The sequence below is a fragment of the Achromobacter pulmonis genome (assembly GCF_021733725.1).
Lineage (GTDB): Bacteria > Pseudomonadota > Gammaproteobacteria > Burkholderiales > Burkholderiaceae_B > Achromobacter > Achromobacter pulmonis.
In genome coordinates this window covers 1,529,053-1,553,529 of the sequence record NZ_JAIFOT010000001.1, presented here as the reverse complement: position 1 = coordinate 1,553,529, position 24,477 = coordinate 1,529,053, and the positions used below count along the sequence as shown (strand labels likewise).

The 24,477-nt window shown below is 68.4% G+C and carries 23 protein-coding genes; 12 read left to right on the top strand and 11 right to left on the bottom strand.

Features of this window, described 5'->3' with window-relative positions; translation table 11 throughout:
- Nucleotides 1-135: 135 nt before the first annotated feature.
- Nucleotides 136-1,245 (bottom strand): S-(hydroxymethyl)glutathione dehydrogenase/class III alcohol dehydrogenase, encoded by a 1,110-nt coding sequence (locus K2W61_RS07150; RefSeq protein WP_175133314.1) that lies wholly within the window; start codon nucleotides 1,243-1,245, stop codon nucleotides 136-138.
- A 26-nt stretch (nucleotides 1,246-1,271) separates the two neighbouring features.
- Nucleotides 1,272-1,562, bottom strand: a complete 291-nt coding sequence (locus tag K2W61_RS07145) for a metal/formaldehyde-sensitive transcriptional repressor (RefSeq protein WP_175133313.1) — start codon at nucleotides 1,560-1,562, stop codon at nucleotides 1,272-1,274.
- 134 nt (nucleotides 1,563-1,696) lie between these two features.
- Between K2W61_RS07145 and hutC the strand changes: the two genes are divergently transcribed.
- The 6 genes from hutC (at nucleotide 1,697) to hutI (ending at nucleotide 9,411) form a co-directional block, all read left to right on the top strand.
- Nucleotides 1,697-2,440 carry a histidine utilization repressor gene (hutC, locus tag K2W61_RS07140; protein WP_175133312.1) on the top strand — a complete coding sequence of 248 codons (744 nt, stop codon included), beginning with the start codon at nucleotides 1,697-1,699 and terminating at the stop codon, nucleotides 2,438-2,440.
- Nucleotides 2,437-3,063: a HutD/Ves family protein gene (locus tag K2W61_RS07135; RefSeq protein ID WP_236755314.1), complete on the top strand. Its 627-nt coding sequence runs from the start codon at nucleotides 2,437-2,439 to the stop codon at nucleotides 3,061-3,063. The genes hutC and K2W61_RS07135 overlap by 4 nt, the downstream gene beginning before the upstream one ends.
- A gap of 149 nt (nucleotides 3,064-3,212) precedes the next feature.
- On the top strand, nucleotides 3,213-4,892 hold the full coding sequence (gene hutU, locus K2W61_RS07130) for a urocanate hydratase (RefSeq protein WP_236755313.1): 1,680 nt from the start codon (nucleotides 3,213-3,215) through the stop codon (nucleotides 4,890-4,892).
- A 62-nt stretch (nucleotides 4,893-4,954) separates the two neighbouring features.
- Entirely contained in the window at nucleotides 4,955-6,373 is a 1,419-nt protein-coding gene (locus K2W61_RS07125; RefSeq protein WP_236755311.1) for a purine-cytosine permease family protein, read from the top strand.
- A 29-nt stretch (nucleotides 6,374-6,402) separates the two neighbouring features.
- A complete protein-coding gene (gene hutH / locus K2W61_RS07120; protein ID WP_175133309.1) occupies nucleotides 6,403-7,932 on the top strand; it encodes a histidine ammonia-lyase in 1,530 nt (509 codons plus the stop codon).
- Between the two features lie 261 nt (nucleotides 7,933-8,193).
- Complete coding sequence (gene hutI, locus K2W61_RS07115; protein WP_236755310.1) at nucleotides 8,194-9,411, top strand: imidazolonepropionase; 1,218 nt, start codon at nucleotides 8,194-8,196, stop codon at nucleotides 9,409-9,411.
- Between the two features lie 49 nt (nucleotides 9,412-9,460).
- Here hutI and K2W61_RS07110 read toward each other — a convergent pair whose 3' ends face one another.
- From K2W61_RS07110 to sorA, 6 genes are all read right to left on the bottom strand, one after another.
- Nucleotides 9,461-11,080 carry a methyl-accepting chemotaxis protein gene (locus K2W61_RS07110; RefSeq protein ID WP_175133307.1) on the bottom strand — a complete coding sequence of 540 codons (1,620 nt, stop codon included), beginning with the start codon at nucleotides 11,078-11,080 and terminating at the stop codon, nucleotides 9,461-9,463.
- A 142-nt stretch (nucleotides 11,081-11,222) separates the two neighbouring features.
- Entirely contained in the window at nucleotides 11,223-12,632 is a 1,410-nt protein-coding gene (locus K2W61_RS07105) for an MFS transporter (protein WP_175140258.1), read from the bottom strand.
- Nucleotides 12,633-12,714: 82 nt separating this feature from the next.
- Complete coding sequence (locus K2W61_RS07100; protein WP_175133305.1) at nucleotides 12,715-14,778, bottom strand: site-specific recombinase; 2,064 nt, start codon at nucleotides 14,776-14,778, stop codon at nucleotides 12,715-12,717.
- Nucleotides 14,779-14,794: 16 nt separating this feature from the next.
- Nucleotides 14,795-16,498 (bottom strand): MFS transporter, encoded by a 1,704-nt coding sequence (locus tag K2W61_RS07095; RefSeq protein ID WP_236755308.1) that lies wholly within the window; start codon nucleotides 16,496-16,498, stop codon nucleotides 14,795-14,797.
- Nucleotides 16,499-16,630: 132 nt separating this feature from the next.
- Nucleotides 16,631-16,957 carry a SorB family sulfite dehydrogenase c-type cytochrome subunit gene (gene sorB, locus K2W61_RS07090; RefSeq protein ID WP_236755307.1) on the bottom strand — a complete coding sequence of 109 codons (327 nt, stop codon included), beginning with the start codon at nucleotides 16,955-16,957 and terminating at the stop codon, nucleotides 16,631-16,633.
- A gap of 10 nt (nucleotides 16,958-16,967) precedes the next feature.
- On the bottom strand, nucleotides 16,968-18,203 hold the full coding sequence (gene sorA / locus K2W61_RS07085) for a SorA family sulfite dehydrogenase catalytic subunit (RefSeq protein WP_236755306.1): 1,236 nt from the start codon (nucleotides 18,201-18,203) through the stop codon (nucleotides 16,968-16,970).
- Between the two features lie 140 nt (nucleotides 18,204-18,343).
- On the opposite strand from sorA, the gene K2W61_RS07080 reads away from it, so the two are divergent.
- The gene (locus K2W61_RS07080) at nucleotides 18,344-18,763 is read left to right on the top strand and encodes a DUF2809 domain-containing protein (protein WP_236755305.1); all 420 of its coding nucleotides are present in this window, start codon (nucleotides 18,344-18,346) and stop codon (nucleotides 18,761-18,763) included.
- 64 nt (nucleotides 18,764-18,827) lie between these two features.
- On the opposite strand, the gene K2W61_RS07075 is transcribed toward K2W61_RS07080, so the two are convergent.
- Entirely contained in the window at nucleotides 18,828-19,037 is a 210-nt protein-coding gene (locus K2W61_RS07075; protein WP_175133301.1) for a hypothetical protein, read from the bottom strand.
- Nucleotides 19,038-19,256: 219 nt separating this feature from the next.
- Here K2W61_RS07075 and K2W61_RS07070 point away from each other — a divergent pair, with 219 nt between their 5' ends.
- The 4 genes from K2W61_RS07070 (at nucleotide 19,257) to K2W61_RS07055 (ending at nucleotide 21,164) form a co-directional block, all read left to right on the top strand.
- On the top strand, nucleotides 19,257-19,988 hold the full coding sequence (locus tag K2W61_RS07070) for an iron-containing redox enzyme family protein (RefSeq protein WP_175133300.1): 732 nt from the start codon (nucleotides 19,257-19,259) through the stop codon (nucleotides 19,986-19,988).
- A 72-nt stretch (nucleotides 19,989-20,060) separates the two neighbouring features.
- Nucleotides 20,061-20,405 carry a 2Fe-2S iron-sulfur cluster-binding protein gene (locus K2W61_RS07065; protein ID WP_175133299.1) on the top strand — a complete coding sequence of 115 codons (345 nt, stop codon included), beginning with the start codon at nucleotides 20,061-20,063 and terminating at the stop codon, nucleotides 20,403-20,405.
- A gap of 68 nt (nucleotides 20,406-20,473) precedes the next feature.
- Nucleotides 20,474-20,812, top strand: a complete 339-nt coding sequence (locus tag K2W61_RS07060; protein ID WP_175133298.1) for a ferredoxin — start codon at nucleotides 20,474-20,476, stop codon at nucleotides 20,810-20,812.
- 7 nt (nucleotides 20,813-20,819) lie between these two features.
- The gene (locus tag K2W61_RS07055; RefSeq protein ID WP_175133297.1) at nucleotides 20,820-21,164 is read left to right on the top strand and encodes a 2Fe-2S iron-sulfur cluster-binding protein; all 345 of its coding nucleotides are present in this window, start codon (nucleotides 20,820-20,822) and stop codon (nucleotides 21,162-21,164) included.
- Nucleotides 21,165-21,180: 16 nt separating this feature from the next.
- Here K2W61_RS07055 and K2W61_RS07050 read toward each other — a convergent pair whose 3' ends face one another.
- Nucleotides 21,181-21,897, bottom strand: coding sequence for a GntR family transcriptional regulator (locus K2W61_RS07050; RefSeq protein ID WP_175133391.1), 717 nt, complete (start codon nucleotides 21,895-21,897; stop codon nucleotides 21,181-21,183).
- 77 nt (nucleotides 21,898-21,974) lie between these two features.
- A complete protein-coding gene (locus tag K2W61_RS07045; protein ID WP_175133296.1) occupies nucleotides 21,975-22,712 on the bottom strand; it encodes a sulfite exporter TauE/SafE family protein in 738 nt (245 codons plus the stop codon).
- Between the two features lie 226 nt (nucleotides 22,713-22,938).
- Between K2W61_RS07045 and K2W61_RS07040 the strand changes: the two genes are divergently transcribed.
- Nucleotides 22,939-24,471, top strand: a complete 1,533-nt coding sequence (locus K2W61_RS07040; protein WP_175133295.1) for a hypothetical protein — start codon at nucleotides 22,939-22,941, stop codon at nucleotides 24,469-24,471.
- The last annotated feature ends 6 nt before the right edge of the window (nucleotides 24,472-24,477 follow it).

Sequence of the window (24,477 nt, the reverse complement as noted above, 5' to 3'; positions counted from 1 at the left end):
GTCGCGGGCCGAGATGACGTGAAGATGAATGACAGGCCTGTCACATCCGGACCCGGCCGTTATCGCGCGGCCGTCATGAAACGGCGCGGGCCCGGTGCTTGCGCACCGGGCCCGCGCGGGGACACTGCCGTGGCGTCAGTAGTGGATCACGGTGCGGATCGACTTGCCGTCGTGCATCAGGTCGAAGGCCTCGTTGATGCGGCTCAGCGGCAGGGTGTGGGTCACGAACGGATCCAGGTCGATTTTGCCGCTCATGGCATCCTCGACCATGCCGGGCAACTGCGTGCGGCCCTTGACGCCGCCGAAAGCCGAGCCGCGCCAGACGCGGCCGGTGACCAGCTGGAACGGGCGCGTGCTGATTTCCTGGCCGGCGCCGGCCACGCCGATGATGATGCTCTCGCCCCAGCCCTTGTGGCAGCATTCGAGCGCGGCGCGCATCACGTGCACGTTGCCGATGCATTCGAACGAGAAGTCCACGCCGCCGTCGGTGAGTTCGACGATCACGTCCTGGATCGGCTTGTCGTAGTCCTTGGGGTTGATGCAGTCGGTGGCGCCCATGGCGCTGGCCAACACGAACTTGTTGGGATTGGTGTCGACCGCGATGATACGGCCGGCCTTGGCCTGCACCGCGCCCTGGATCACCGCCAGGCCGATGCCGCCCAGGCCGAACACGGCCACGGTGTCGCCTTCCTTGACCTTGGCGGTGTTGTGCACCGCGCCCAGGCCGGTGGTGACGCCGCAGCCCAGCAGGCACACCTTCTCGTGCGGAGCGGCCGGGTTGATCTTGGCCAGCGAGATCTCGTTGACCACGGTGTATTCGCTGAAGGTCGAGCAGCCCATGTAGTGGTAGAGCGGCTTGCCCTCGTAGCTGAAGCGCGAGGTGCCGTCGGGCATCACGCCCTTGCCTTGCGTGGCGCGCACTTTCTGGCACAGGTTGGTCTTGCCCGACAGGCAGAACTTGCACTCGCGGCATTCCGCGGTATAGAGCGGGATGACATGATCGCCCGGCTTGAGCGAGGTCACGCCCTCGCCGACCTCGACCACCACGCCGGCGCCTTCATGGCCGAGCACGGCGGGAAACAGGCCTTCGGGATCGTCACCGCTCAGGGTGAAGGCGTCGGTGTGACAGACGCCGGTGTGCGTGATCCGCACCAGCACCTCGCCGCGTTGGGGCGGCGCGACGTCGATTTCAACGATTTCCAGCGGCTTGCCAGGGCCGAATGCGACGGCTGCGCGTGATTTCATAAGGGGCTCCACGAGGTCGGATGGGGTTATTTCAGGTAGGAACGGACGATCCGCATGATCTGGTCGATCTCCGCTTCGGGTTCGATCGCGGCGCCGGGCCGTTCACCCTGCGAGGATTGCAGGAAGGTCTCCCGCAGATGGCTTTCGAGCACTTCGGCCATCAGGCCGGTGGCCGCGCCGCGCAGGGCGGCCAGTTGTTGCAGCAGCGCGCCGCATTCCGTGCCCTCGTTGACCGCGCGCTCGAGCGCCAGCGCCTGGCCCTGGATGCGGCGCAGGCGCGTGGTGACACGTTTCTTCTCTGCGGGGGAATGGGGCACGGCAGGCTCCGTTAGATACAGGGGGGGAGTATACGCAAGCGAGGCCGCCGCGTCCAGCGCGGGCCGCCTGTCTGTACATGTCGAGCTGACCCCTATAATCGGGATTCGTCCCATGGCACGACACAGGATACCTCTTGGCCTCTCCCCCGCCCCGTCTGCCGGCCCAGCCCTCGGCCCTGCCGGCGCCGCTGTACGCCCAGCTCAAGCAGATGATCGCCCAGCAGATCCGCAGCGGCGCATGGCCGGCGCATTACCGCGTGCCCTCGGAAAGCGAGCTGGTGCGGGAGCTGGGCTATTCCCGCATGACGGTCAACCGCGCGCTGCGCGAACTGACGGCCGAGGGGCTGCTGGTGCGCATGCAGGGCGTGGGCACGTTCGTGGCCCAGCCCAAGACCCGCTCGGCGCTGTTCGCGGTCAACAACATCGCCGATGAGATCACCGCGCGCGGCCATCGCCACCACGCGCGCGTGGTGCGGCTGGCCGAGGAACCGGCCGGCGGCGAGCAGGCCGCCGCGCTCGACATTCGCGAGGGCCAGCCGCTATTCCATTCGCTTATCGTGCATTACGAGGACGACGTGCCGATCCAGCTCGAGGACCGCTACGTCAACGTGCGTCTGGCGCCTGACTATCTGAAGCAGGACTTCACCCGCCATACGCCTTATGAATACCTGACGCGCGTGGCGCCGCTGACCGAGGGCGAGCATGTGGTCGAGGCCATTGTCGCCAAGCCGCGCGAGTGCCAGTTGCTGCAGATCGAGCGCAGCGAACCCTGTCTGCTGATCCGCCGCCGCACCTGGTCGGGCGAACGCGCCGTCACCCTGGCGCGCTTGATCCACCCCGGTTCGCGCCATCGCCTTGAAGGAAAGTTCACCACATGACTCCGTTCGATGTGCGCCTGTACCGGGCACAGGATTACCCGCGCATGCCCTGGCGCAATGGCGGCGGCACCACCCAGGAAGTGGCCTGCAATGAAGGCGGCAGCAGCGCCGCGTTCGAATGGCGCCTGTCCATCGCCGACGTGGCGCAGGACGGCGGGTTCTCGCTCTTTCGCGGCCAGCAACGCATCATCACGGTGCTCGAAGGCGCCGGCATCGCGCTGACTGTCGACGGCCAGGCGCAGGCGCCGTTGCGGCCGCGCCAGGCCTATGCGTTCTCCGGCGAAGCGCGGGTCGACTGCCGCCTGCTGGCGGGCGCCATCCGCGACTTCAATCTGATCTACTCGCCGCGTCACTACCGCGCCCGGCTGCAGTGGATCGGCGGCGTGCGCGAGTGGGCGTTCCATAGCGCCGCCAGCACGGTGTTGCTGCTGAATGCGGGGCAGGCGCTGACCGTCCAGCGTGACGGCCGCGCCTTGCTCGAACCAGCGCGCTACGACTGCCTGCACATCGAACAGCAGGCCGCGGCGCGCGAGGACGGCCGCGATGATCTGGCCGAGTACCGGCTGGCGTCGGCGTCGATGCTGGACGCCTGCCTGATCGAACTGCAGCGGCGCCACGGTTGAACGGCCTCAGCCACTGATCGGTCGTTTTTGTACGGGAAATCCCTGACCGCAAAACAACTCCATCGGACTTGTATATACAAGCATAGGCATCCTATGATTCGGCATCCGCCGCGTTTCACCGCGCGCCGCCCTCGAACACGGAGACTGCCTTGGAAAAATCGAACCGATACCGCGACGTCGAGATCCGCGCCCCGCGCGGCAACCAGCTGACGGCCAAGAGCTGGCTGACCGAAGCGCCGCTGCGGATGCTGATGAACAACCTCGACCCGGACGTGGCCGAGAATCCCAGGGAGCTGGTGGTGTACGGCGGCATTGGCCGCGCCGCGCGCGACTGGGACTGCTACGACCGGATCGTCGAGACGCTCAAGCGGCTGGAGGACGACGAAACCCTGCTGGTACAGTCGGGCAAGCCGGTGGGCGTGTTCAAGACCCACGCCAACGCGCCGCGCGTGCTGATCGCCAATTCCAACCTGGTGCCGCACTGGGCCACCTGGGAACACTTCAACGAGCTGGACGCCAAGGGCCTGGCGATGTATGGCCAGATGACCGCCGGCAGCTGGATCTACATCGGCAGCCAGGGCATCGTGCAAGGCACCTACGAGACCTTCGTGGAGGCCGGCCGCCAGCACTACGGCGGCGACCTGGCCGGCCGCTGGGTGCTGACCGCCGGCCTGGGCGGCATGGGCGGCGCGCAGCCGCTGGCCGCGACGCTGGCCGGCGCCTGCTCGCTGAACATCGAGTGCCAGCAGGCCAGCATCGACTTTCGCCTGCGCACCCGCTACGTCGACGAGCAGGCCCGCGACCTGGACGACGCGCTGGCGCGCATCGCTCGCTACACCGCGGAAGGCCGCGCGGTATCGATCGCGCTGTGCGGCAACGCCGCCGAGGTGCTGCCCGAACTGGTGCGCCGCGGCGTGCGGCCGGACATGGTGACCGACCAGACCAGCGCCCACGATCCGCTCAACGGCTACCTGCCGGTCGGCTGGACCTGGGCCGAGTACCGCGAACGCGCGGCGCGCGAACCGGCCGCGGTGGTCAAGGCCGCCAAGCAGTCGATGGCCGTCCACGTGCGCGCCATGCTGGCTTTCCAGCAGCTGGGGGTGCCGACCTTCGACTATGGCAACAACATCCGCCAGATGGCCAAGGAGGAAGGCGTGGCCAACGCCTTCGATTTCCCGGGCTTCGTACCCGCCTACATCCGGCCGCTGTTCTGCCGCGGCGTCGGTCCGTTCCGCTGGGCCGCGCTGTCGGGCGACCCGCAGGACATCTACAAGACCGACGCCAAGGTCAAGGAACTGATTCCCGACGATGCCCACCTGCATCGCTGGCTCGACATGGCGCGCGAACGCATCCGCTTTCAGGGCCTGCCGGCGCGCATCTGCTGGGTCGGCCTGGGCCAGCGCGCCAGGCTGGGCCTGGCGTTCAACGAGATGGTGCGCAGCGGCGAACTGTCGGCGCCCGTGGTGATTGGCCGCGACCACCTGGACTCCGGCTCGGTGGCCAGCCCCAACCGCGAGACCGAGGCCATGCGCGATGGCACCGACGCGGTGTCCGATTGGCCGCTGCTCAACGCCCTGCTGAACACCGCGGGCGGCGCCACCTGGGTCTCGCTGCATCACGGCGGCGGCGTGGGCATGGGCTTCTCGCAGCACGCCGGCATGGTGATCGTGTGCGATGGCACCGACGCGGCGGCCGAGCGCATCGCCCGCGTGCTGACCAACGATCCGGGAACCGGCGTGATGCGCCATGCCGATGCCGGCTACGACATCGCCATCGACTGCGCCCGCGAACAGGGCCTGGACCTGCCCATGGTCGACGCCATCCGTTGAGACGGCGGCACGCTGTGGAACAACCAGGGCGCCGCCGGACGGTGTCCACGAGGAGACCTCTCATGCAGCAGGACCGCGCGGCGCAAAAAGGGGCGTTGATCGAACGACGCTCCATCGACCACATCCCGGAGAGCGAGCGCCACGGCCGGCTCTACAGCCAGTTCACGCTCTGGCTCGGCGCCAACCTGCAGATCACCGCCATTGTCACGGGCGCGCTGGCGGTGGTGCTGGGTGGCGATGTGTTCTGGTCGCTGATCGGCCCGTTCATCGGCCAAGTGTTCGGCGGCGCCGTGATGGCCCTGCACGCGGCGCAGGGGCCCAGGCTGGGCCTGCCGCAGATGATCTCCAGCCGGGTGCAGTTCGGCGTCTACGGCGCGGCGATCCCCATCGTACTGGTGTGCCTGATGTACCTGGGCTTCACCGCCACGGGCACGGTGCTGTCGGGCCAGGCCATCGGCCAGCTGCTCGGGGTCAGCGACAGCGCGGGCATCCTGCTGTTCGCCGCCGTCATCGTGCTGGTGACTGTGTTCGGCTACCGCATGATCCACCTCATCGGCCGCGTGGCCAGCGTGCTGGGGCTGGTCGCCTTCGTTTACCTGTTCAGCCGCGTGGTCGCGCTGGGCGACCTCAGCCAGTTGCTGCGGATCCGCCATTTCAGCTGGACCGCGTTCCTGCTGGCGGTATCGCTGGCGGCCTCCTGGCAGATCGCTTACGGCCCCTACGTGGCCGACTATTCGCGCTACCTGCCCAGCCGCACGTCGCCGCTCAGGACCTTTCTGGCGGTCGGCGCGGGCTCGGTGCTGGGCGCGCAGATCGCCATGACGCTGGGCGTGCTGGCGGCGGCCATGGCGGCCGGACAGTTCGCCGGCCGCGAGGTGGCCTACATCGTCGGCCTGGGCGGCGCGGGCGCCACGGCGGCGCTGCTGTACTTCAGCATCGCGTTCGGCAAGGTCACCATCTCGACGCTGAATTCGTATGGCAGCTTCATGTGCATCGCCACCATCATCAGCGGCTTTCGCGGCCATGTGGACATCTCGCGGCGCCAGCGGCTGGTGTTCGTGCTGCTGATCGTGGGCGCGGCCACCTGTGTGGCGCTGGCGGGGCAGCACTCGTTCCTGAACGCCTTCAAGTCGTTCATCCTGTTCCTGCTGGCCTTCTTCACGCCCTGGAGCGCCGTCAACCTGGTCGACTACTACTTGATCAACCGCGAACGCTACGACGTGGCCGCGCTGTCGGACCCCGATGGCCGCTACGGCCGCTGGAACTGGCCCGGCATCCTGGTCTACGTGACGGGCGTGCTGGTGCAGATGCCCTTCATCTCGACCAAGCTCTACACCGGTCCGATGGTCGCGCACCTGGGCGGCGTGGATATTTCCTGGATCATCGGGCTGGTGGTGCCCGGCATCCTCTACTTCATCTTCGCCCGCCGCGCCGGGCAACCCGCGCGCGTGCCGGCGCGGCGCGGCCACGATATTGCATGACACCGCAGCCTCATCCTGGAGAACAAGAAATGGACCTGCACCTCGAACCCGGCCGCCTGACGCTGGCGCAACTGCGCCAGGCGTACCAGCATCCGGTCCGCCTGACGCTGGACCCGACCGCCTACGGCCCGATCGACGCCAGCGTCGCCTGCGTCGAGCGCATCATCGCCGAAGGCCGCACGGCCTACGGCATCAACACCGGCTTCGGCCTGCTGGCGTCCACCAGGATCGCGCGCGAGGACCTGCAGGCGCTGCAACGCTCGCTGGTGCTGTCGCACGCGGCCGGCGTGGGCGAGGCGCTGGACGACGCCCTGGTGCGCCTGATCATGGTGCTCAAGATCAACAGCCTGGCGCGCGGCCGTTCGGGCATCCGCCGCCGGGTCATCGACAGCCTGATCGCGCTGGTCAACGCCGGCGTCTATCCGCATATCCCGCTGAAGGGGTCGGTGGGCGCTTCCGGCGACCTGGCGCCGCTGGCGCACATGTCGCTGCTGTTGCTGGGCGAAAGCCGCGCCCGCTGCGACGGCCAGTGGCTGCCCGCCAAGGCGGCGCTGGCCCGCGCCGGGCTGGAGCCGCTGACGCTGGCGGCCAAGGAAGGCCTGGCGTTGCTGAACGGCACCCAGGTGTCCACCGCCTACGCCTTGCGCGGGTTGTTCGAGGCCGAGGACCTGCTGGCCGCCGGCCTGGTCTGCGGCAGCCTCAGCGTCGAGGCCATGCTCGGGTCGCGCGTGCCGTTCGACGCCCGTATCCACGACGCCCGGGGTCAGCCGGGCCAGATCGACGTGGCCGCCGTCTACCGTGACCTGCTGACCGATGACAGCGAAGTCGGCCATTCGCACGCCGACTGCGACAAGGTGCAGGACCCCTATTCGCTGCGCTGCCAGCCGCAGGTGATGGGCGCCTGCCTGACGCAGATCCGTCATGTGGCGCAGGTGCTGCGGATCGAGGCCAATGCCGTCTCCGACAACCCGCTGGTGTTCGCCGAACAGGGCGACGTGCTGTCGGGCGGCAACTTCCACGCCGAGCCGGTGGCGCTGGTGGCCGACAACCTGGCCCTGGCGTTGGCCGAGATCGGCGCGCTGTCCGAGCGCCGCATTTCGCTCATGATGGACAAGCACATGTCGCAGCTGCCGCCATTCCTGGTGAGCAACGGCGGCGTCAACTCGGGCTTCATGATCGCGCAGGTGACCGCGGCCGCGCTGGCCAGCGATAACAAGGCGCTGGCCCACCCGGCCAGCGTCGACAGCCTGCCAACCTCGGCCAACCAGGAAGACCACGTGTCGATGGCGCCCAACGCCGGCAAGCGGCTCTGGCCGATGGCCGACAACGTGCGCGACATTCTGGCGATCGAGTGGCTGGGCGCCTGCCAGGGTCTGGACTTCCGCGCCGGCCTGAAGACATCGCCCAAGCTGGAGCGCGCCCGCGCCCTGCTGCGCGAAAAGGTGGCGCATTACGAGAGAGACCGTTTCTTCGCGCCCGACATCGAGGCCGCCAGCCAACTGATCGCCGGCCGCCAACTGAACGCGCTGATGCCGGCCGGCCTGTTGCCCAGCCTGTGATGTCTGCCGGCGGCCGGCGCGCGCCGGGCGAGGCGCCGTCCCCTGGACGCTGGCCGTCGCTCGGCCAAAAAATATGGAGACAAGGATGCAGACTCAGGAGAAGAATCTCAGGCGAGGCCTGCCGGCGCGACATGGGTCGGGCTGTGGCGCCAGGTCTATCGCCTGTGGGTACGGCCCCAGGGCCCTGGCTGCGGCGTCGGCGCCCCGCGCGCCGAGGCCGCGGATTGAGCCGCCGGCATGGCGGATGACAGGAGTCTTTCGATGAAGCAGGTATGGCGCAATTGCCAAGCGGCGACGATGGCTGGCGGGCGGTACGCGGTGATCGAGCGGGCCGCGCTGGTGACCCGGGACGAGCGGATCGAATGGATCGGCCCGGAGCGGGCGCTGCCCGGCGGTATCGATGCGCCCTCGCACGACCTGGGCGGCGCCTGGGTGACGCCGGGCCTGATCGACTGCCATACCCACCTGGTGTTCGGCGGCAACCGCAGCCAGGAGTTCGAGCAGCGCCTGCAGGGGGTGGATTACGCGGTGATCGCGGCCCAGGGCGGCGGCATCGCCAGCACGGTGCGCGCCACCCGCGCTGCCACTGAGCAGGAACTGTATGCCAGCGCCCGGCTGCGCGCGCTGCACCTGCTGCGAGACGGCGTGACCACGCTGGAGATCAAGTCCGGCTATGGTCTGGATCTGCCCAATGAACGCAAGATGTTGCGGGTGGCGCGCCACCTGGGACAGACGCTGCCGCTGACCGTGCGCGCCACCTGTCTGGCGGCGCATGCGTTGCCGCCGGAATTCGCCGGCCGTGCCGATGATTACATCGACGAGGTCGCGCGCCGCATGTTGCCAATGCTGGCGGCCGAGGGCCTGGTGGATGCGGTGGACGCGTTCTGCGAGCACCTGGCGTTCTCGCCGGCGCAGGTTGAACGGGTGTTCCAGGCCGCGGCCCAGCTTGGCTTGCCGGTGAAACTGCACGCCGAGCAGTTGTCGCCGCTGCATGGCGCCAGCCTGGCCGCGCGTTACGACGCGCTATCCGCCGATCACCTGGAATACCTGACCGAAGCCGACGTGCGCGCCATGGCCGCCTCCGGCACCGTGGCGGTGCTGCTGCCGGGCGCGTTCTATGCCCTGCGCGAAACGCAGCTGCCGCCCGTAGACCTGCTGCGCCGTCATGGGGTGCCCATCGCGATATCCACCGACCTCAATCCGGGCACTTCGCCGGCGTTGTCGTTGCGGCTGATGTTGAGCATGGCGTGTACGCTGTTGCGCCTCACGCCGGAGGAGGCGCTGGCGGGCGCCACGGTCCACGCGGCGCGCGCGCTCGGCCTGCAGGCCAGCCACGGTGTGCTGGCGGCCGGCATGACCGCGGATTTCGTGGCATGGGAGATTGCGCACCCCGCCGAGCTGGCGTATTGGATCGGCGGCGAATTGCCCAAGCGGGTCATTCGCCACGGCCAACAGGTCTGCGCCACCTCGCTGGCCTGACGCGTGTGGACGGCCGCGCCGGCGATGCCGGCATGGCCGCCACGGCGCCTCAGGCCGACAGCGCCAGCCGCTCGCGCACCGGCAGGGTACGCTGTTCGTGTTCGAGCGGATGGGTCGGCAGCCGGAAGGCGCTGACCGACTGTTGCAGCCGCTGGGCCTGCGATTCGAGCGAAGCCGCCGCGGCGGCCGCCTGTTCGACCAGGGCCGCGTTCTGTTGCGTGACCTGGTCCATCTGCGTGACCGCCGTATTGACCTGGTCGATGCCTGTGACCTGTTCTTGCGAGGCGGTGGCGATGTCGCCGACCAGGGTGGTGAGCCGCTCGATCGCGGCCTGGATTTCCTCCATGGTGCGCCCGGCCGTTTCCACCTGGGCCGCGCCGGCTTGCACGGTTGACCCCGAGGTCGCCAGCAGTTGCTTGATTTCCTTGGCGGCGCTGGCGCTGCGCTGCGCCAGCGAGCGCACTTCGCCGGCCACCACCGCGAAGCCCTTGCCCTGTTCACCGGCCCGGGCCGCTTCCACGGCGGCGTTCAAGGCCAGGATATTGGTCTGGAACGCAATGCCGTCGATGACGCCGACAATATCCTCGATACGCCCGGAGTCCTGGGCGATTTCGCGCATGGTGCTCACCGCGCTGCGCACCGCCGCGCCGCCGCGGCGGGCCACATCCGAAGCCTCGGTGGCCATGGCGTTGGCCTGGCGCGCGTTGTCGGCGTTGCTGGTGACGGTGGACAGCAACTGTTCCATGCTGGCCGCGGTTTCTTCGAGCGAGGCTGCTTGTTGTTCGGTCCGGCTGGACAGATCCTGGTTGCCGGCGGCGATTTCGCTGGAGCCCGTGTTGATCTCGGCCACCCCGTCACGCACCGTGTGCACGGTGCGCACCAGGCTGGACTGCATTTCCTGCAGATACGGAATCAACTGGCCGACACAGTTGCGGCCGAAGGGCGCGATGGGCACGGTCAGGTCGCCGGCGGCGATATGCTGGAAATGCCGCTTGATGTCGTCCAGCGGCCGGCGCACGAAGAGCACCACGTAGCGGTCGCCCAGGAACAGCAGCAGCAGCGTCACGCCCAGCACGATGCCGATGCCGGCATAGGCGTTGCGGCGCTCGCCGATCGCATCGGCCCGCATCGAATCCTGGCGTTCCTGCGCATAGACCTCGTATTTTTCGATGCTCGCCCCGAAGGCCCGGCTGGCGACGATCACCGGGCCGGTGGCATGGGCGCGCGCCTTCTCGACCTCGTCCGCGGCGAGCAGCCTGCGCTGCGTGTCGATGTCGCCGACCAGGGCGTCGAACCCGCGCTGCAGCGGCTCCAGGATGGCGGCGGGGGTGTCGTCCTTGGCCGACGCCAGGAAGGCGGCCTGGTACTTTCGCGCCAGCGTCATGGCGGCGTCGATGCTGCGGTTTTCCTCGGCCGCCGGTCCGGCCAGGCCGTCGCGCGCATATTCCAGCTGGCGCGACAGCCGCAGGCGCGCCCGCATGATCTGGTCGTTGACGCGGGAAAGGGCGGAAACTTCATTCAGGAGCGCATAGCTGGCAGTGAGCGCTTCCCCGGAGTTGCGCAGGCCTTTTACGCTGATGGCCGACTGGCCCGCGAGCAGGGCGCTGATCAGGAGCAGCGTGCACAGGATCATGCGGCGGATGGTGATGTCTTTCAGGAACTTTGTCATACGTGTCTTTCCAGGGTGTAGGAGACTGCTACATCCCGGACAACGTCCCCGCGCCACCGATATTTAGCGGGTGTTGCACATCTTACGTATATGTCTGGCGCGGCCTGATTTATAACGACATAAAACGCAATAAAAAGCGGGTTCAGCGGGCGGCGGGCATTTCGGCCGGTTCGAGCGCGCCAAAGCGCAGCCGCGCGAAGCTGGCCAGGCTCGCCAGCGCGGCGCTCAGCCCGCCAAGCCACAGCGCCATCACCGCGCCATGGCTGCTCGAGACATTGAAACAGGCCGCCACCAGGGCCGCGCCGCTGGCCTGCCCGAGCAATCGCACCGTGCCGATCATGCCGCTGGCGCCACCGGCGCGCGAGGGCGGCGCCGAGGTCATGATGGCGCGCAGGTTGGGTGACTGGAAAAAGCCGAAGCCGGCGCCGCACAGCGCCATGCGCCAGGCGATGTCCCATGCCGATGGCGTCGCCGGCAGCAGCGCCAGCGAGACCATGCCCAGGGCCAGCAGCGCCAGCCCGACCCCGCCCAGGATGCCGGCCGGATAGCGGTCCGACATGCGCCCGGCGATGGGCGCCATGAAGGCCACCACAACCGGCCAGGGCGTGATCAGAAAGCCGGTATGCACCTGGCTGTAGCCCAGTACGGTCTGGAACAGGAACGGCAGCGACACGAAGGCCAGCGCTTGCGCCGCGAAAGCGCAGACCGCAGTGGCGGCCGACAGCGCGAACAGCGGCCGGCGCAGCAGGTCCACCGCCAGGATCGGCGCGGGATGGCCGGCTTGTCGCCGCATCAGCAGCCAGAGGCTGGCGACCGTCAGGCCCCATTCCAGGGCGACGCGTTGCCACGGCGCGCTGTGCGCCAATTCATTCGACCCCAGCACGAACAGCCCCAGCGTCAGCGCGCACAGCGCCGCGGCAAGACCGTCGAAGCCATGCGGCGCGCGTGTGGTCTGGGGCAGGCCGCGCAGGCCCAGGCCGACCGCCAGCAGGCCGATCGGCACATTGATCAGGAACAGCCAATGCCAAGAGCCCAGCAAGAGGATGGCCGATGCCGCGGTCGGCCCGGCGGCGAACGACAGCCCCACCACCATGGCGTTCAGGCCCATGCCGCGCCCCAGCACCGGCGCGGGGTAGATAAAGCGCAGCAGGGCGGCATTCACGCTCATGACGCCGGCGGCGCCCAGCCCTTGCAGGATGCGGGCGGCCACCAGTACCGGCAGCGACGGGGCCAGCCCGCAGGCCAGCGAGGCCAGCGTGAAGACCGCGATGCCGACCATGTAGACGCGGCGGTGTCCCAGGATCTCGCCCAGCGCGGCGGCCGGCAGCAGGCCGGCGACCATGGCCAGCTGGTACCCGCTGATGACCCAGATGGAGCCGGCATCGCTGGCGCGCAGGTCGCGGGCGATGGTCGGCAGCGCGGTGTTGGCGATGGCAGTGTCGAGGCTGGCCATGCAAACGGCCAGCATCACAGCCAGCAGCGCGCCCAGGCGCTCGGACGCGGGCAGACCCTGGCCCGCGGGATGGATGGTGTGGTGCGAGAAAGAGAGCATGGGGCGCCGCGGCAAGAGACCGGGGCGCGGGAGCACGCCGGCTTTGGGTGAGGGTTGATTCTAGTTTACGTTCTGAACCCCATTACGATTGCGGACCCGGCGGCCGTGGCTTGACCGGCCAGAACAGCGTGGCCGGCCGTTGCCAGATGCGTCGGCGCACGCCAAGGGTCAATGCCTGGCGGTCGCCGCGGCGCAGGTTGCGCGAGCGCAGCGCCACGTCGAAGGCCAGCGCGAAGCTGACGCCCACGTTCAGCACGCCGGTCAACGCGGTGCCCGCGACTGCCAGCCAGAACGCCGGCGTGTGCACCACTTCCCAGCCCAGCGCGCCGATGGCCGAGCCGAGCTGGCCTGCGCTCAGCGTCACGTGGCGCACTTCGACGTGCGGACCGAAGAAGCTGACGATGGCCGGGCCCAGGCCCAGCATCAGGCCCAGCGACACATTGCCGGCGATACCGGCGATATTGCGCTGCCAGAACCCGGCCCAGCGCGCCGCGCCGCGCGCGCCGAACAGGTGGCGCATGCGGCGGTCGTAGGCCATCACGTCGTGCACGCGGTGCAGCGCGAACCAGTTGTCGGCCCAGCCGGCGATCAGGCTGGACAGCCACAGCAGCACGCCGGTGGCCGCGGCGTAGATCGGCGTGGGCCCCCAGATCGAAAAGGAGTCCAGCGTCGCCTGCGCCTTGTGCGCATCGATCAGCGGCCGTTGCAGCCCATGCTGCGCCACCCATTGCGCCGCCCAGGCCAGCGGAAACACCACCGCCAGGTTGCCCAGGATGGCCGCGGCGTTCGAGCGGATCATCGACAGGGTGTCGTCGAGGAAGGCTTCGCGGCCCTCGGGCGTGTTGGCTTCATCCAGGCGGTGCGCCAGCGCCGGCCCGGTCATGGCCGGCTGTTTCGTCGCCAGCGTGAAATGGGAGAAATGGATGGCCAGGAAACCGCCGGCGTAGTTCAGCGCGGCCAGCAGCCCTTCGATGAACTTGTCCAGGTGCAGCGAAACGATGAAGAACTTCAGGTAGACGGTCAGCACCATCAACAGGCCGCCGCCGGCCGAGGCCTTGAGCATCGCCAGGTATTCCGCACTGTCGCGCGCGATGTAATGCTCGCCGGTTTCGGCGGTGCGGTCCATGACGCGGCGCGCCAACTGGGCGAACGACGAGGCCGCCAGGTGGCGGATACTGCTGCGCGCCTGGGTCGAGCGGATCAGCTCGGCGATCAGATGCACGTATTTGTGGCGCTGCGTCGGGTCGACCCACACGCCCAGCAGCAACTCGATGCGCGCCAGCCGCAGCTTCATGCGTTCGATCTGGAAGACGACTTCGACCGATACCCCGTTCTGTTCCAGTTCGGCGTAGACATGCTGCGAGGCGGCGCGGCAGCTGTCGAGTTGCGCGCGAAACAGGTTGAGGCGGCGGGCGAAGACCTCGCGCGGTGTGTCGGCTGGGCTGTCGCAGAGTTCGGCGGCGGCGGCCGCCAGGGCGAAGAACGGGCTTTCCCGCACCCGGCCCGGCAGGCGCGAGCGGATGTCCTGGCTCAGGCCGGTGGCGCGCACCTGGCTGGCCAGCACCTGGATGCTGCTGGTGAGTGCATCGACCAGGTGGCGTGGAGGGGCTTCGGGGGCGGCCGCGTCGATGCGGTCGATGCCATCGCCGTGGCGCAACAGGCGCCGCATGCGGGCGCGGGTGTCCTCGTCCAGCGCTTCGATCCAGGCGGCGTCATGGGATTTGCGGAAAATCAGAGAGAACAGTCCGAACATGTCGCTGCGGTTCGGCGGTGGCGGCAGCAGCCGCGCCTGCGCGCGTTCCCAGAATTCACCCCAGAAGCCAGGGTGCGAGGCCACGCCCGTATCGCATAGCAGCGAGGTGGGATCGTTATCGGCAACCAGCGAGCGCAGCGTGGCAGCCACCGGGGCAGCCAGCGCCGGGTTGTTCTCCAGCACCTGCAGCGCGTAGCGCAGCCGCGCATGTTGCGGGTGGCGGCCATCTTCGGCCGGGTCGCGCCCGGGGCGGTCGATCCAGCGGCACAGGTCCACCATCCACAGGTTGCGCTGCGCCAGCGGCGCTTCAGGATCGGCGCTGGCCAGGATGGTGTCGAGTTGCGGCCCGCCATGCCGCGACGCAAGCCATTTACGCCAGAGGGAGTTCAGCATGGGAGCCTCGCGCGGGTCAGGACGGTTCGGGTTCACGCCGCAGTGAAAAGCCCTGCGCGTCGTTCATGGTCAGATAGCTGACATTGCGCGAGACCCGCGGCGGCTGGTCGCCGCTGTGCATCGCCCGCAGTTCGTCCAGCACCATCTTGTCGGCCAGCGTCATACGGTCGATCATGCGCAGATACTGCATCCAGCTTTCGACCAGGAATACCTCGCGCCATACGCCCTCGCGCTCCAGGTCGCGGAACAGCTGCCATTGCTGCGCGCCGTTGCGCAGCCGCAGCAGGCGCAGCGGGCGCGCCGCGTGGATCAGGGCGGACAGCTTTTCCGTGGGGATCAGGTATTCCACCGCCACCAGCACCGCGCCATGCCGGGTGTTGAAGCCAGCCGCCGACAGCGCCGGTTCGGCGGCGTCGGCGCGCGCCAGCGATTGCGTGTCCACCGGCTCGGGCAGGCGGGAGCGGTATAGCAGCGCGACGGTGACCGCCAGCGTGATGCCCGCGGCCGACAGGGCGCCGGACACGCCCATGGTGCCGGCGAAGTGGCCCCACATGAACGAACCGGCCGCCAGTCCGCCGAAGATCGCCGTCTGGTACAGCGCCAGCGAACGCGCCTTGACCCAGTCGGGCACCAGCATCTGCACGGTGGTGTTGTAGGTGGCCAGCACCCCGATCCAGCAGGCGCCGGACAGCAGCAACGCCGGAAACGCCAGCCACAGCGTGCGGGTCAGCCCCAGCCCCAGCAGGCAGGCGGCCAGCAGGCCCGCCGCGGCGCTCACCAGGCCGCTGGCGCCCCAGGCCGCCTGCAGCCGCCGCACCACGACGCTGCCGAGGATGGCGCCCAGGCCCAGCGCGCCCAGCATGTAGCCGTACAGCAGGGCGTTGCCCTGTTCGTGGGCGTAGGCCAGCAAGGGCAGCAGCGCCCACAGCGCGCTGGCCGACAGGCCGAAGGCGAAGGCGCGCAGCATCACCACTCGCGTCACGGTGGAATGCTGGGTATAGCGCAGGGCGGCCACCACGCCTTCGAGTAGCCGTTCTGGCGGCAACCGCCGCGCCGGGACATCGTGGCGCCAGCGCCAGATGGCCCAGATCAGGCTGCCATAGCAGACGCAGTTCAGCAGGAACACGGTGGGCGCGCCGGCCGCGCCCAACAGCAGGCCGCCGATCGCCGGCCCGACCGCGCGCGCCACGTTGTAGTTGACGCTATTGAGCAGCACCGCGCTGCCGATGTGCTCGCGCGGCACCTGTTCGCCCACCGCCGCCTGCCAGGCGGGCGTGACGATGGCGCTGCCGATGGCGATGCAGAAGACCGACACGATCAGGGTGACCGGGTGCAGCAGGCCGAGATAGGCCAGGATGGTGATGAAGATGCCGCCGGCCAGTTCCAGCAGCATGCCGGTCAGCATGACCTTGCGGCGGTCGTAGTTGTCCGCCAGCACGCCGGTCAGGATCGACAGCGCCACCAGCGGAAAGGCCGCGGCCACCTGGATCATGGCAACCATCAGCGGACTGCTCTGCTCGGTGGTGATGACCCAGGCCGCGGCGACCGACTGGGCCCAGGTGCCGAGGTTGGCGAACAGATTGGCGATCCAGATGAGGCGGAAGGCGGGGAAGGCGAAGGGAGACAGCGTGCCGGCTCGCAGCACCGGGCGCGGCGGCGCGGCGGCCGTACCCGGCGCGGTGGGGGGCAGATCGTTGGTGGCCGAAACGGGCTGGAGCATGGCGGCTTTTGTCATCGCCCGGCGGCGGCGGGCGGGAGCCGTCCAATGGTACGCCTATTGGGGCGTCACGGTGGCGACGAGTCGGCGGGGGAGTGCCGGGCCGCGCGTCCGCAGGGGCGCGCGGCACGGGGCTCAGGGCTTGGCGGACGGCCCGCGCGGCGGATAGGCCTGATTCAGGTATTCGACGATGAGCGGCACCTGTTCGGCCGGTATCGGCGCGCCGTAGGTGCCGGCCATCTTCTTGACTTCGGCCTCCCAGAAGCCCGGCGGCATGGGCGGTTGCGACGAGAGATAGTCGACCGAATGGCACATCAGGCACAGGGTGGCGCCCTGGGCGCCGGGGCCGGTGCCGGGGCGCAGGGTGGCGGTCTCCTGGGGCAGCTGGATGTCCAGGGCCAGCGCGGGGGTGGCGGCGCAGGCGGCGGCCAAGGCCAGGACGAGGCGGACGAGTCGGATCATGGCGCTCTCCTCAGGCGGCGTCGACGCGCACGGTTTCGACCACATTGCGCATGTACCCGGCCGGATTCCAGCGCGCCTCCAGCGGCTGGGTCTCGCCGGCCATGTTGGTGGCGCGTGCCATCAGTTGGTAGGCGCCGGCTTGCGCCGGGGTGAAATCGGCGTGCCATTCGCGGAAGGAATAGCGGCCCAGATCGCGGCCCAGCTTGGCGGCATGCCAGGTCTTGCCGCCGTCGGCGGAGAACTGGACGCCGCGGATGCCCTGGCCGCCGTCGAAGGCGATACCGCGCACCGGCACGCGCTTGCCCTTGGCCACACGGGCGCCATCGGCCAGGCTGGTGATGAAGCTGCGCACGTTATAGCGGCCGATGGGACGGGTCTTGCCGGGTGCCTTGCCCGGCGGCGTACAGGCGCAGTCGTTGTCGGGGATGCGATAGGCCTTCTGCATCCAGAAGCCGTCGAATTCCCGGTCGAGCACCTGGATGTCGGCCAGGTGCTTGACCCAGTAGGTGCCGTAATAGCCCGGCACCACCAGCCGCACCGGATAGCCGTTGAGCATGGGCAGGTCGGCGCCGTTCATGGCATAGGCCAGCATCACCTCGCCGTCGAGCGCGTGGGCCGCGTCCAGCGCCTTGATGAACTCGGGCGTGCCTTGCAGCACCGGCCGGTCCAGCCCCTCGAAGGTCACCTGGCGCGCGCCAGCCTTGATGCCGGCCTTGTCCAGCACCCGCTTGAGCGGGATGCCGAGCCAGCGGGCGTTGCCCATGGCGCCGTTGCCCGATTGGCCGCCACCGACACGCGGCTCGAAAAAGCCGCGGCTGTTGCCGGAGCACTGGGTCACCGCCACCAGCTCGACCGGTGCGCCGAACTGCTGCTTCAGGTCGGCCAGCGACAGTTCCAGCGGCGTGGCCACCATTCCGCCCACGCGCAGCCGGTAGGCGGCGGGGTCGATGGCAGTGGGAATATTGGCCAGGTGGTAGCGCACGAAGAAGGCATCGTTGGGCGTGATCAGGTCTTCATTGAAGACGGCGAACGGTGTTTCCAGTTGCGGGGGCCGCGAGGTCTGCCGGATCAGGGGGCGCTTCTGCGGGTAGGCGATCAGGTCGCGCTCTCCGTTGGCGAAAGGCAGGGTGACGGTGGCCGGGGCCGCCAGGCTGGTGAGGGCGTGGCCGGCCAGTGTGCTGGTCGCGCCCAGGGTGCAGGCCTGGCGCAGGAAGCGTCGGCGCCCATCCGGATCGAATGCGCTCATGCTTGTCTCCTCGTGTTTTCTAGTACCCTCGCCTGCGGCGCGGTCGATTCAGGCTACGCCTGCCGGCCTGAAAAATACGTTAACAGTTGCATCGGCCGTTTCAATAACCGGGTTTTCCGCGCCGCGCGCCTGACGCCAGAATGAGACTGACTTTCAATCGAAGAGCCTTCGCGGCCCTGCTCGCGGTGACCGCCGTGGAGGTGCTGATCGCGACCCTGGGCAAGCCCTATCCGCTGTTGCGCGGATTCGTGGGCGATGTGGTGGCGGTGGGTTGGGCTTATCTGGTGTACCGCAGCTTCATCCGCGCCAGCGTGCTGCCTTTGGCGCTGGCGGCCCTGCTGACCGGCTATGCGGTTGAACTGGGCCAGTACCTGGCGCGCCACTTTGGCTGGCGCCTGGAACAACCGGTGCTGCGCGTGGTTCTGGGCAGCGTGCCCGATTGGTGGGACATGCTGGCCTATACGCTGGGGTTCTTCCTGGTGCTGCTGCTGACGGCGCGGCGGCGGCCGCGCCCGCAAGACGCTGGCGGCCGCGCCGCCGAACGCGACGTTCGGCCCTGAGGCGATTGCGCGGCGGGCGTTTGCCCGACTCGCATGCAATGCGGGGCGCGGCCCCCGCGCACGCTCAGCCGGCCTGACCGACCGGCGTGCCTTCGCCAGCCTGCCCGGCGCGCGCTGCCTGCGCGCGCAGCCGCGCATTGCGGAAGGGGGCCAGGCATTCGGCCCAGGACGAGGGTAACAGGGGCGTGGCGTGGCGGACCGCATCGCGGCGGGCGTAATGCGCCAGCAATTGCTGGCCGATCGGGGCGTCTCCCAGGGGGTGGCGGGTAGTCATGGTATTTCCGGATTGCATTGAAAGTGTATTCATTGTACCAGGGTAAACCCGGAGTTCCAACCTCGGCACCTTCATCCAACACGTTGATGTCAAAGGGACAGTCCCCGTTGGCAGTCATGGCAACGGGAATACCCTAGTCGATCAAAACAGTAGACGGTATACAATGTTCTGCATCGGTCGAGGTTTTCGGCCGGCCCCCACCTAGACCTGGAGCGCGTCATGGCAGAACTGATGAACCGAGATGAATTCCGTACCGCGTTGGAAAACGCGATCAAGGGCAAGAGCGCCAACGCGTCGCCCTTTTCCATTGCCTGGGCCGAAGGCAAGCTCAGCCGCGAGCATCTGGCGCGCTGGGCCGAGAATCACTATCACTATGTCGGTCCGTTCGCCGACTATCTGGGCTATCTGTACGCCCGCACGCCCGACACCTACACCGAGGCCAAGGACTTCCTGCTGGCCAACATGTACGAAGAGGAAATCGGCGGCGACCGCCATACCGACCTGCTGATCCGTTTCGCCGAGGCCTGCGGCACCAGCCGCGAACGGGTCACCAATCCGGACAACATGTCGCCCACCACCCGGGCCCTGCAAAGCTGGTGCTATGCCGTGGCGATGCGCGAAGACCCCATCGTGGCCGTGGCCGGCCTGGTGGTGGGTCTGGAATCGCAAGTGCCGTCGATCTACCGCAAGCAGACGCCGACCTTGCGCGAAAAATACGGCTTCACCGACGAGGAAGTGGAATTCTTCGACCTGCACATCGTGTCCGATGAAATCCACGGTGAACGCGGCTACCAGATCGTGCTGGAGCATGCCAACACGGTCGAGCTGCAGCAACGTTGCCTGAAGATCTGCGAAATCGGCGCGCAGATGCGTCTGCTCTATACCACCGCGCTCTATACCGATTACGTGCAGCAGGAAATCGCGCTGCCGGAACTGGGCCTGGCGGCCTGATGCCCCATTCGCGGCGACGGCCCGCGCCCTGGCGCGGGCCATCGCCGCGGGGTCCAACCGGATAACCCATCCATGCCTACCGTCGTATTCCACAAAGGCGACCAGACCTATACCGGTGAGGTGCCGGACAACGCCAACCTGGTGGTCCGCGCCGGCATCCGGCAATTCCCCTTCCCGCACCTGCGCTACGAGTGTGGCATGGGCAAATGCGCCAAATGTGCCTGCCGCGTGCTGGCGGGCGCGGAACACCTGCCGCCAGTGAACTGGAAGGAAAAAAAGCAGTTGGGCGAGCGCATCGACGCGGGCTACCGGCTGGCTTGCCAGTTGTGGCTGGGCCATGACATCGAACTGGCCCAGGATGCCGAGGTGGCGGTCGCGTCCGTGCCCGTGCCCGCGGCCACGGTCGGGCAGCCCTAGCGCGCCGCGCGTGCTCCCCGTCCACCAGCCCCGGCGCCGCCGCTCAACCCGATGCAAAGGAACCGCGCATGACCCGCGACGCGAATGACGCCGTGTTCGTGATCCTGACGTCCAAGCCCGGCGTGTACCGCACCGAGGTGGACGCGCAGGCCGAGATCGTCGAGACCTATGACTACGCCTGCGATGGCAGGACGCGCGCCGTGTTCAGCATTGCCCGCCTGCACGGGCCGGCGCGCCTGCTGGTCACCGAGGAAACCCCGCCCTATATCGTCAACCGCGTGCCGTCCAAGTTCCTGGACGCGTTCGCCACGCTCGAGGCCGCGCGCCGCGAGCTGGCGCACCTGAGCCGCTTCGGCAGCATGCAAACCACCTTGACGCGGCGTCCCGGCCCCGTCGCGGAGCAGTGAGCAGCATATGGTCAAGATTACGTTTCTATCGAATGGCGGCAAGGTGGCCCAGGCGCCCGAGAACAGCAACTTGCTGCGGGTGTCGCTCAAGGAGCAGGGCGGCATCCCCTTCAAGTGCGGCGGCGGCCTGTGCGGCACCTGCAAATGCCGCATCGAACAGGGGGTGGAAAACACCGACGCCATCAAACCCAAGGAGCGCAAGCACCTGCGGCCCGAGGACTTCGAGGCCGGCTACCGCATGGCCTGCCAGACTTTCGTGCTGGGCGACGTGGCGGTATCGTGGGTGGTGCGTGACGGCAAGGGCGTGGTGGTGGACGGCGCCAGCAGCCAGCCGGCGCCGGCGATACCCTGATGGCGCGGCGCCGCCCTCAGGCGGCCGACGAATGCGCCTGGCGCGTGTCGGTGTAGGCCTTGGCGGCGTTATGCACGTGCTGGCTGGCCAATAGCGCGGCCAGGTCGCCGTTGCCGGCGATGACGGCGTTCAGGATCTGCGAGTGCTCGTCCCAGTTCTGCTTGGCGCGGTGCATGTTGCTGGGCGCGAACAGCAGCGCGGTGCGGTCGCGCAACGACCGCATCAGGTCGGTCAGCACCACATTGCCGCCGATGGTGGCCAGCATTTCGTGGAATTGCGAATTCAGCGCCAGGAACTTGTCCAACTGCTCGCTGCGCGCGGCCTCGGCGCCCTCGCGCAGGAATGCCTGCAGGCGCTCGACCGTTTCGTTATCGCGGCGCTGGGCCGCCAACTTGGCGTTCAGGCCCTCGAGCGTGGCGCGCACTTCCACCATGTCATAGGCCACCGCGTCCGACAGCACCGAGACCGACGCGCCGCGGCGCGGTTCGATGGTGACCAGGCCTTCGGCCGCCAGCGCCCGCAGCGCCTCGCGCACCGGGATGCGCGACACGCCCATCTCCTCGGACAGCCGCCCTTCGACCAGGCGGTCGCCAGGGGTGAATTCACCGCTGAGGATGCGCTCGCGCAGCTTGTCGCGGATGACCGCGAACAACTGCGGATGCTGCTCGCCGATTTTCAGCGGGGCAGATGACTGGGTGTCTACGGCTTGCGGGCTGACGGGCGTAGTGGTCATGGCGAGCAGGTCTGGCGGAATGGATACAGTCTTCATTGTATTACCGGGCGGCGCGCCGGCGGCGGGTCACGCGGACCTCAGCCGGCCCACAGGGCCTTGCCGATCACGCCCAGCGCGCCCAGGGCGCAGGCCGCCAGCAGCACGGCGCGCACGGCGCGCGGCGGCAGCCGATGGCGCAGGCGCCCCGAAACCGCGAATCCCGCCAGCAGGAAAGGCGCCAGGCTCAGGGCCAGGCCGGCGTGGTAGCCGGTGTAGCGGCGCGCCCAGGCCAGCATGGCCAGCGAGAAGATCGAGCCCAGGAACAGCACCATGCCGAGCGTGGCGCGCAGCCGCGCCGGTTCAGTGTGCTGCAGCACCAGGGCGATCGGCGGGGCGCCGACCGAGGTCATGGTGCCCATGATGCCCGAGGCCACGCCCGCGCCCGAGACGCGTCCGGGCGTGGCGGTAAACCGCAGCCCGGCCACGCTGAGCGCGACTGCCGCCAGGATCATGGCGGCGAACAACAGTCCCAATGTCTGCGGCGCGAAACGCGCCATGGCGTAGATGGCGATGAGCGTGCCGGCGGCGCGTCCGCCCAGAGCGTAGGCGACCGCTGGCCAGTCGATGGCGGCGCGTTCGCGCAGCGCGGTCAGCAGGGAAATGAAGCCGCCCAGGGTCAATAGCGGCCCCGGCGCGAGTTGCGGGAAGCACAACGCCGCCACCGGCGCGGCGAACATGGCGAAGCCGATGCCGCCCACGCCCTGTGCCAGCGCCGCGCCGAACACCACCGCGGCCATGGCGGCGTAATGCCAGAAATCCGGAAGGTAGTTTGCCATGCCGACGTCGCGTCTTTTTGTATACGATAGTCTATAGAAGAATGGGCGATGCACCAACATTGGGCCGATGCCCCAACATAATGCGCTGATTTTCCACGAATATTCATGGAATTTTCAGAATTATCGCTTTCCCTAAGCACTGCATATTTCAATTGGTATAGCGCACAACGAAATATAGTATACCGACGTGGCGACTTAACAGCCACGTAGACAAGGGGAATAGCGCATGCAATCGGACGTCGTGCTCAACGCCGCTCACTGGATGTACCTGATCAGCGTCGCCGCGATCATCCTGACGATGATCCTGCGGGCCAATGTGGTGGTGCCGTCGGTGATCGGCACTTTCCTGGTCGTGCTGGCCATCACCGGCAATCCGATCAGCGCGCTGATCGGGATTTTCTCGGCCAGCTTCGTGGCCGCCAAAGAGCTCTTCAATATTTTCTTGGTGATCACTTTCATGACCGCCCTGCTCAATGCGCTCAAGACGCTGCAGGCGGACGTGCGCATGGTGCAGCCATTCCGGCGGGTGATGCGCGGCGGGCACTCGTCGTTCATCATCATCGCCCTCTGTACGTATGTGATCTCGCTGTTCTTCTGGCCCACGCCGGCGGTGCCGCTGGTGTCGGCGATCCTGCTGCCCGCAGCCATCGCGGCCGGGCTGCCGCCGCTGGCGGGGGCCATGGCGATCGCCATCGCCGGGCAGGGCATGGCGCTGTCGTCGGACTACGTGATCGGCGTGGCGCCGGGCATCAGCGCCAAGGCTGCCGGCGCCGCCGTCAGCGCCGCGGTGGTGGCGGACCGGGCGCTGGTGCTGTCGCTGATCACCGGAGCGGTGGCGTTGACGGCGGCCTATCTGTTGATACGCAAGCACATCGTGCCGGCCGACGCGCGCCTGTTGTCGGCCTGGCAGGCGCGGGCGCAGGACGGCAGCCTGGCCGAGATCGAGCATTCCGGTTCGTTCGACAAGGCCGAGCTGGCGCGCGGCACCATGGGCGCCAACCCGGCGCTGCCGCGCGGCCCCGGCCTGGACGACGAGGAGCGGCGCCGGGTGCGCTGGTCGCGGGTGTTCGCGGTGGTGACGCCGCTGGCTTTCCTGGGCGTGATCGCGGTGATGGTGCTGCCGCGGCTGTTCCCGGCGCTGCCGGCCCTGCGCGGCGGCGACGCGGCGGCGCTGGTGGGCGGTGTGGCGTTCGTGGTGATGATGCTGGTGACGCTGGCCGCCGAGGGGCCGCGCAAGATGCTCGACGTCTGCCCCGAGCACGTCACCGATGGTTTCGTGTTCGCCTTCAAGGCAATGGGCTCGGTGTTGCCCATCGCGGGTTTTTTCTTCATCGGCGCCAACGAGACCGCCGCGCAGATTCTGGGCATGCCGCAAGCGCAGGCGCCGGGCCTGCTGTTCGAAGTGATTTCGGCCGGGCAGCACCTGATTCCGGAAAACCACTTCCTGGTGGCGTTCGGCGTGTTGCTGGTGGGCATGATCACCGGCATTGACGGCTCGGGCTTCGCCGGCCTGCCGTTGACCGGCACGCTCTCGGGCGCGCTCGGACCGGTGGTAGGTGTGGACCCGGCGACCCTGGCGGCGGTCGGGCAGATGGGCGCGGTCTGGACCGGCGGCGGCACACTGATCGCCTGGTCATCGCTGATCGCGGTGGCGGGGTTCGCGCGGGTGCATGTGTTGTCGCTGGTGCGGGCGCTGCTATTGCCCGTCGTGCTGGCGCTATGCGTGTCCACCATCTGCGCCGTGCTGATCTGGGGTTGAGGGCGG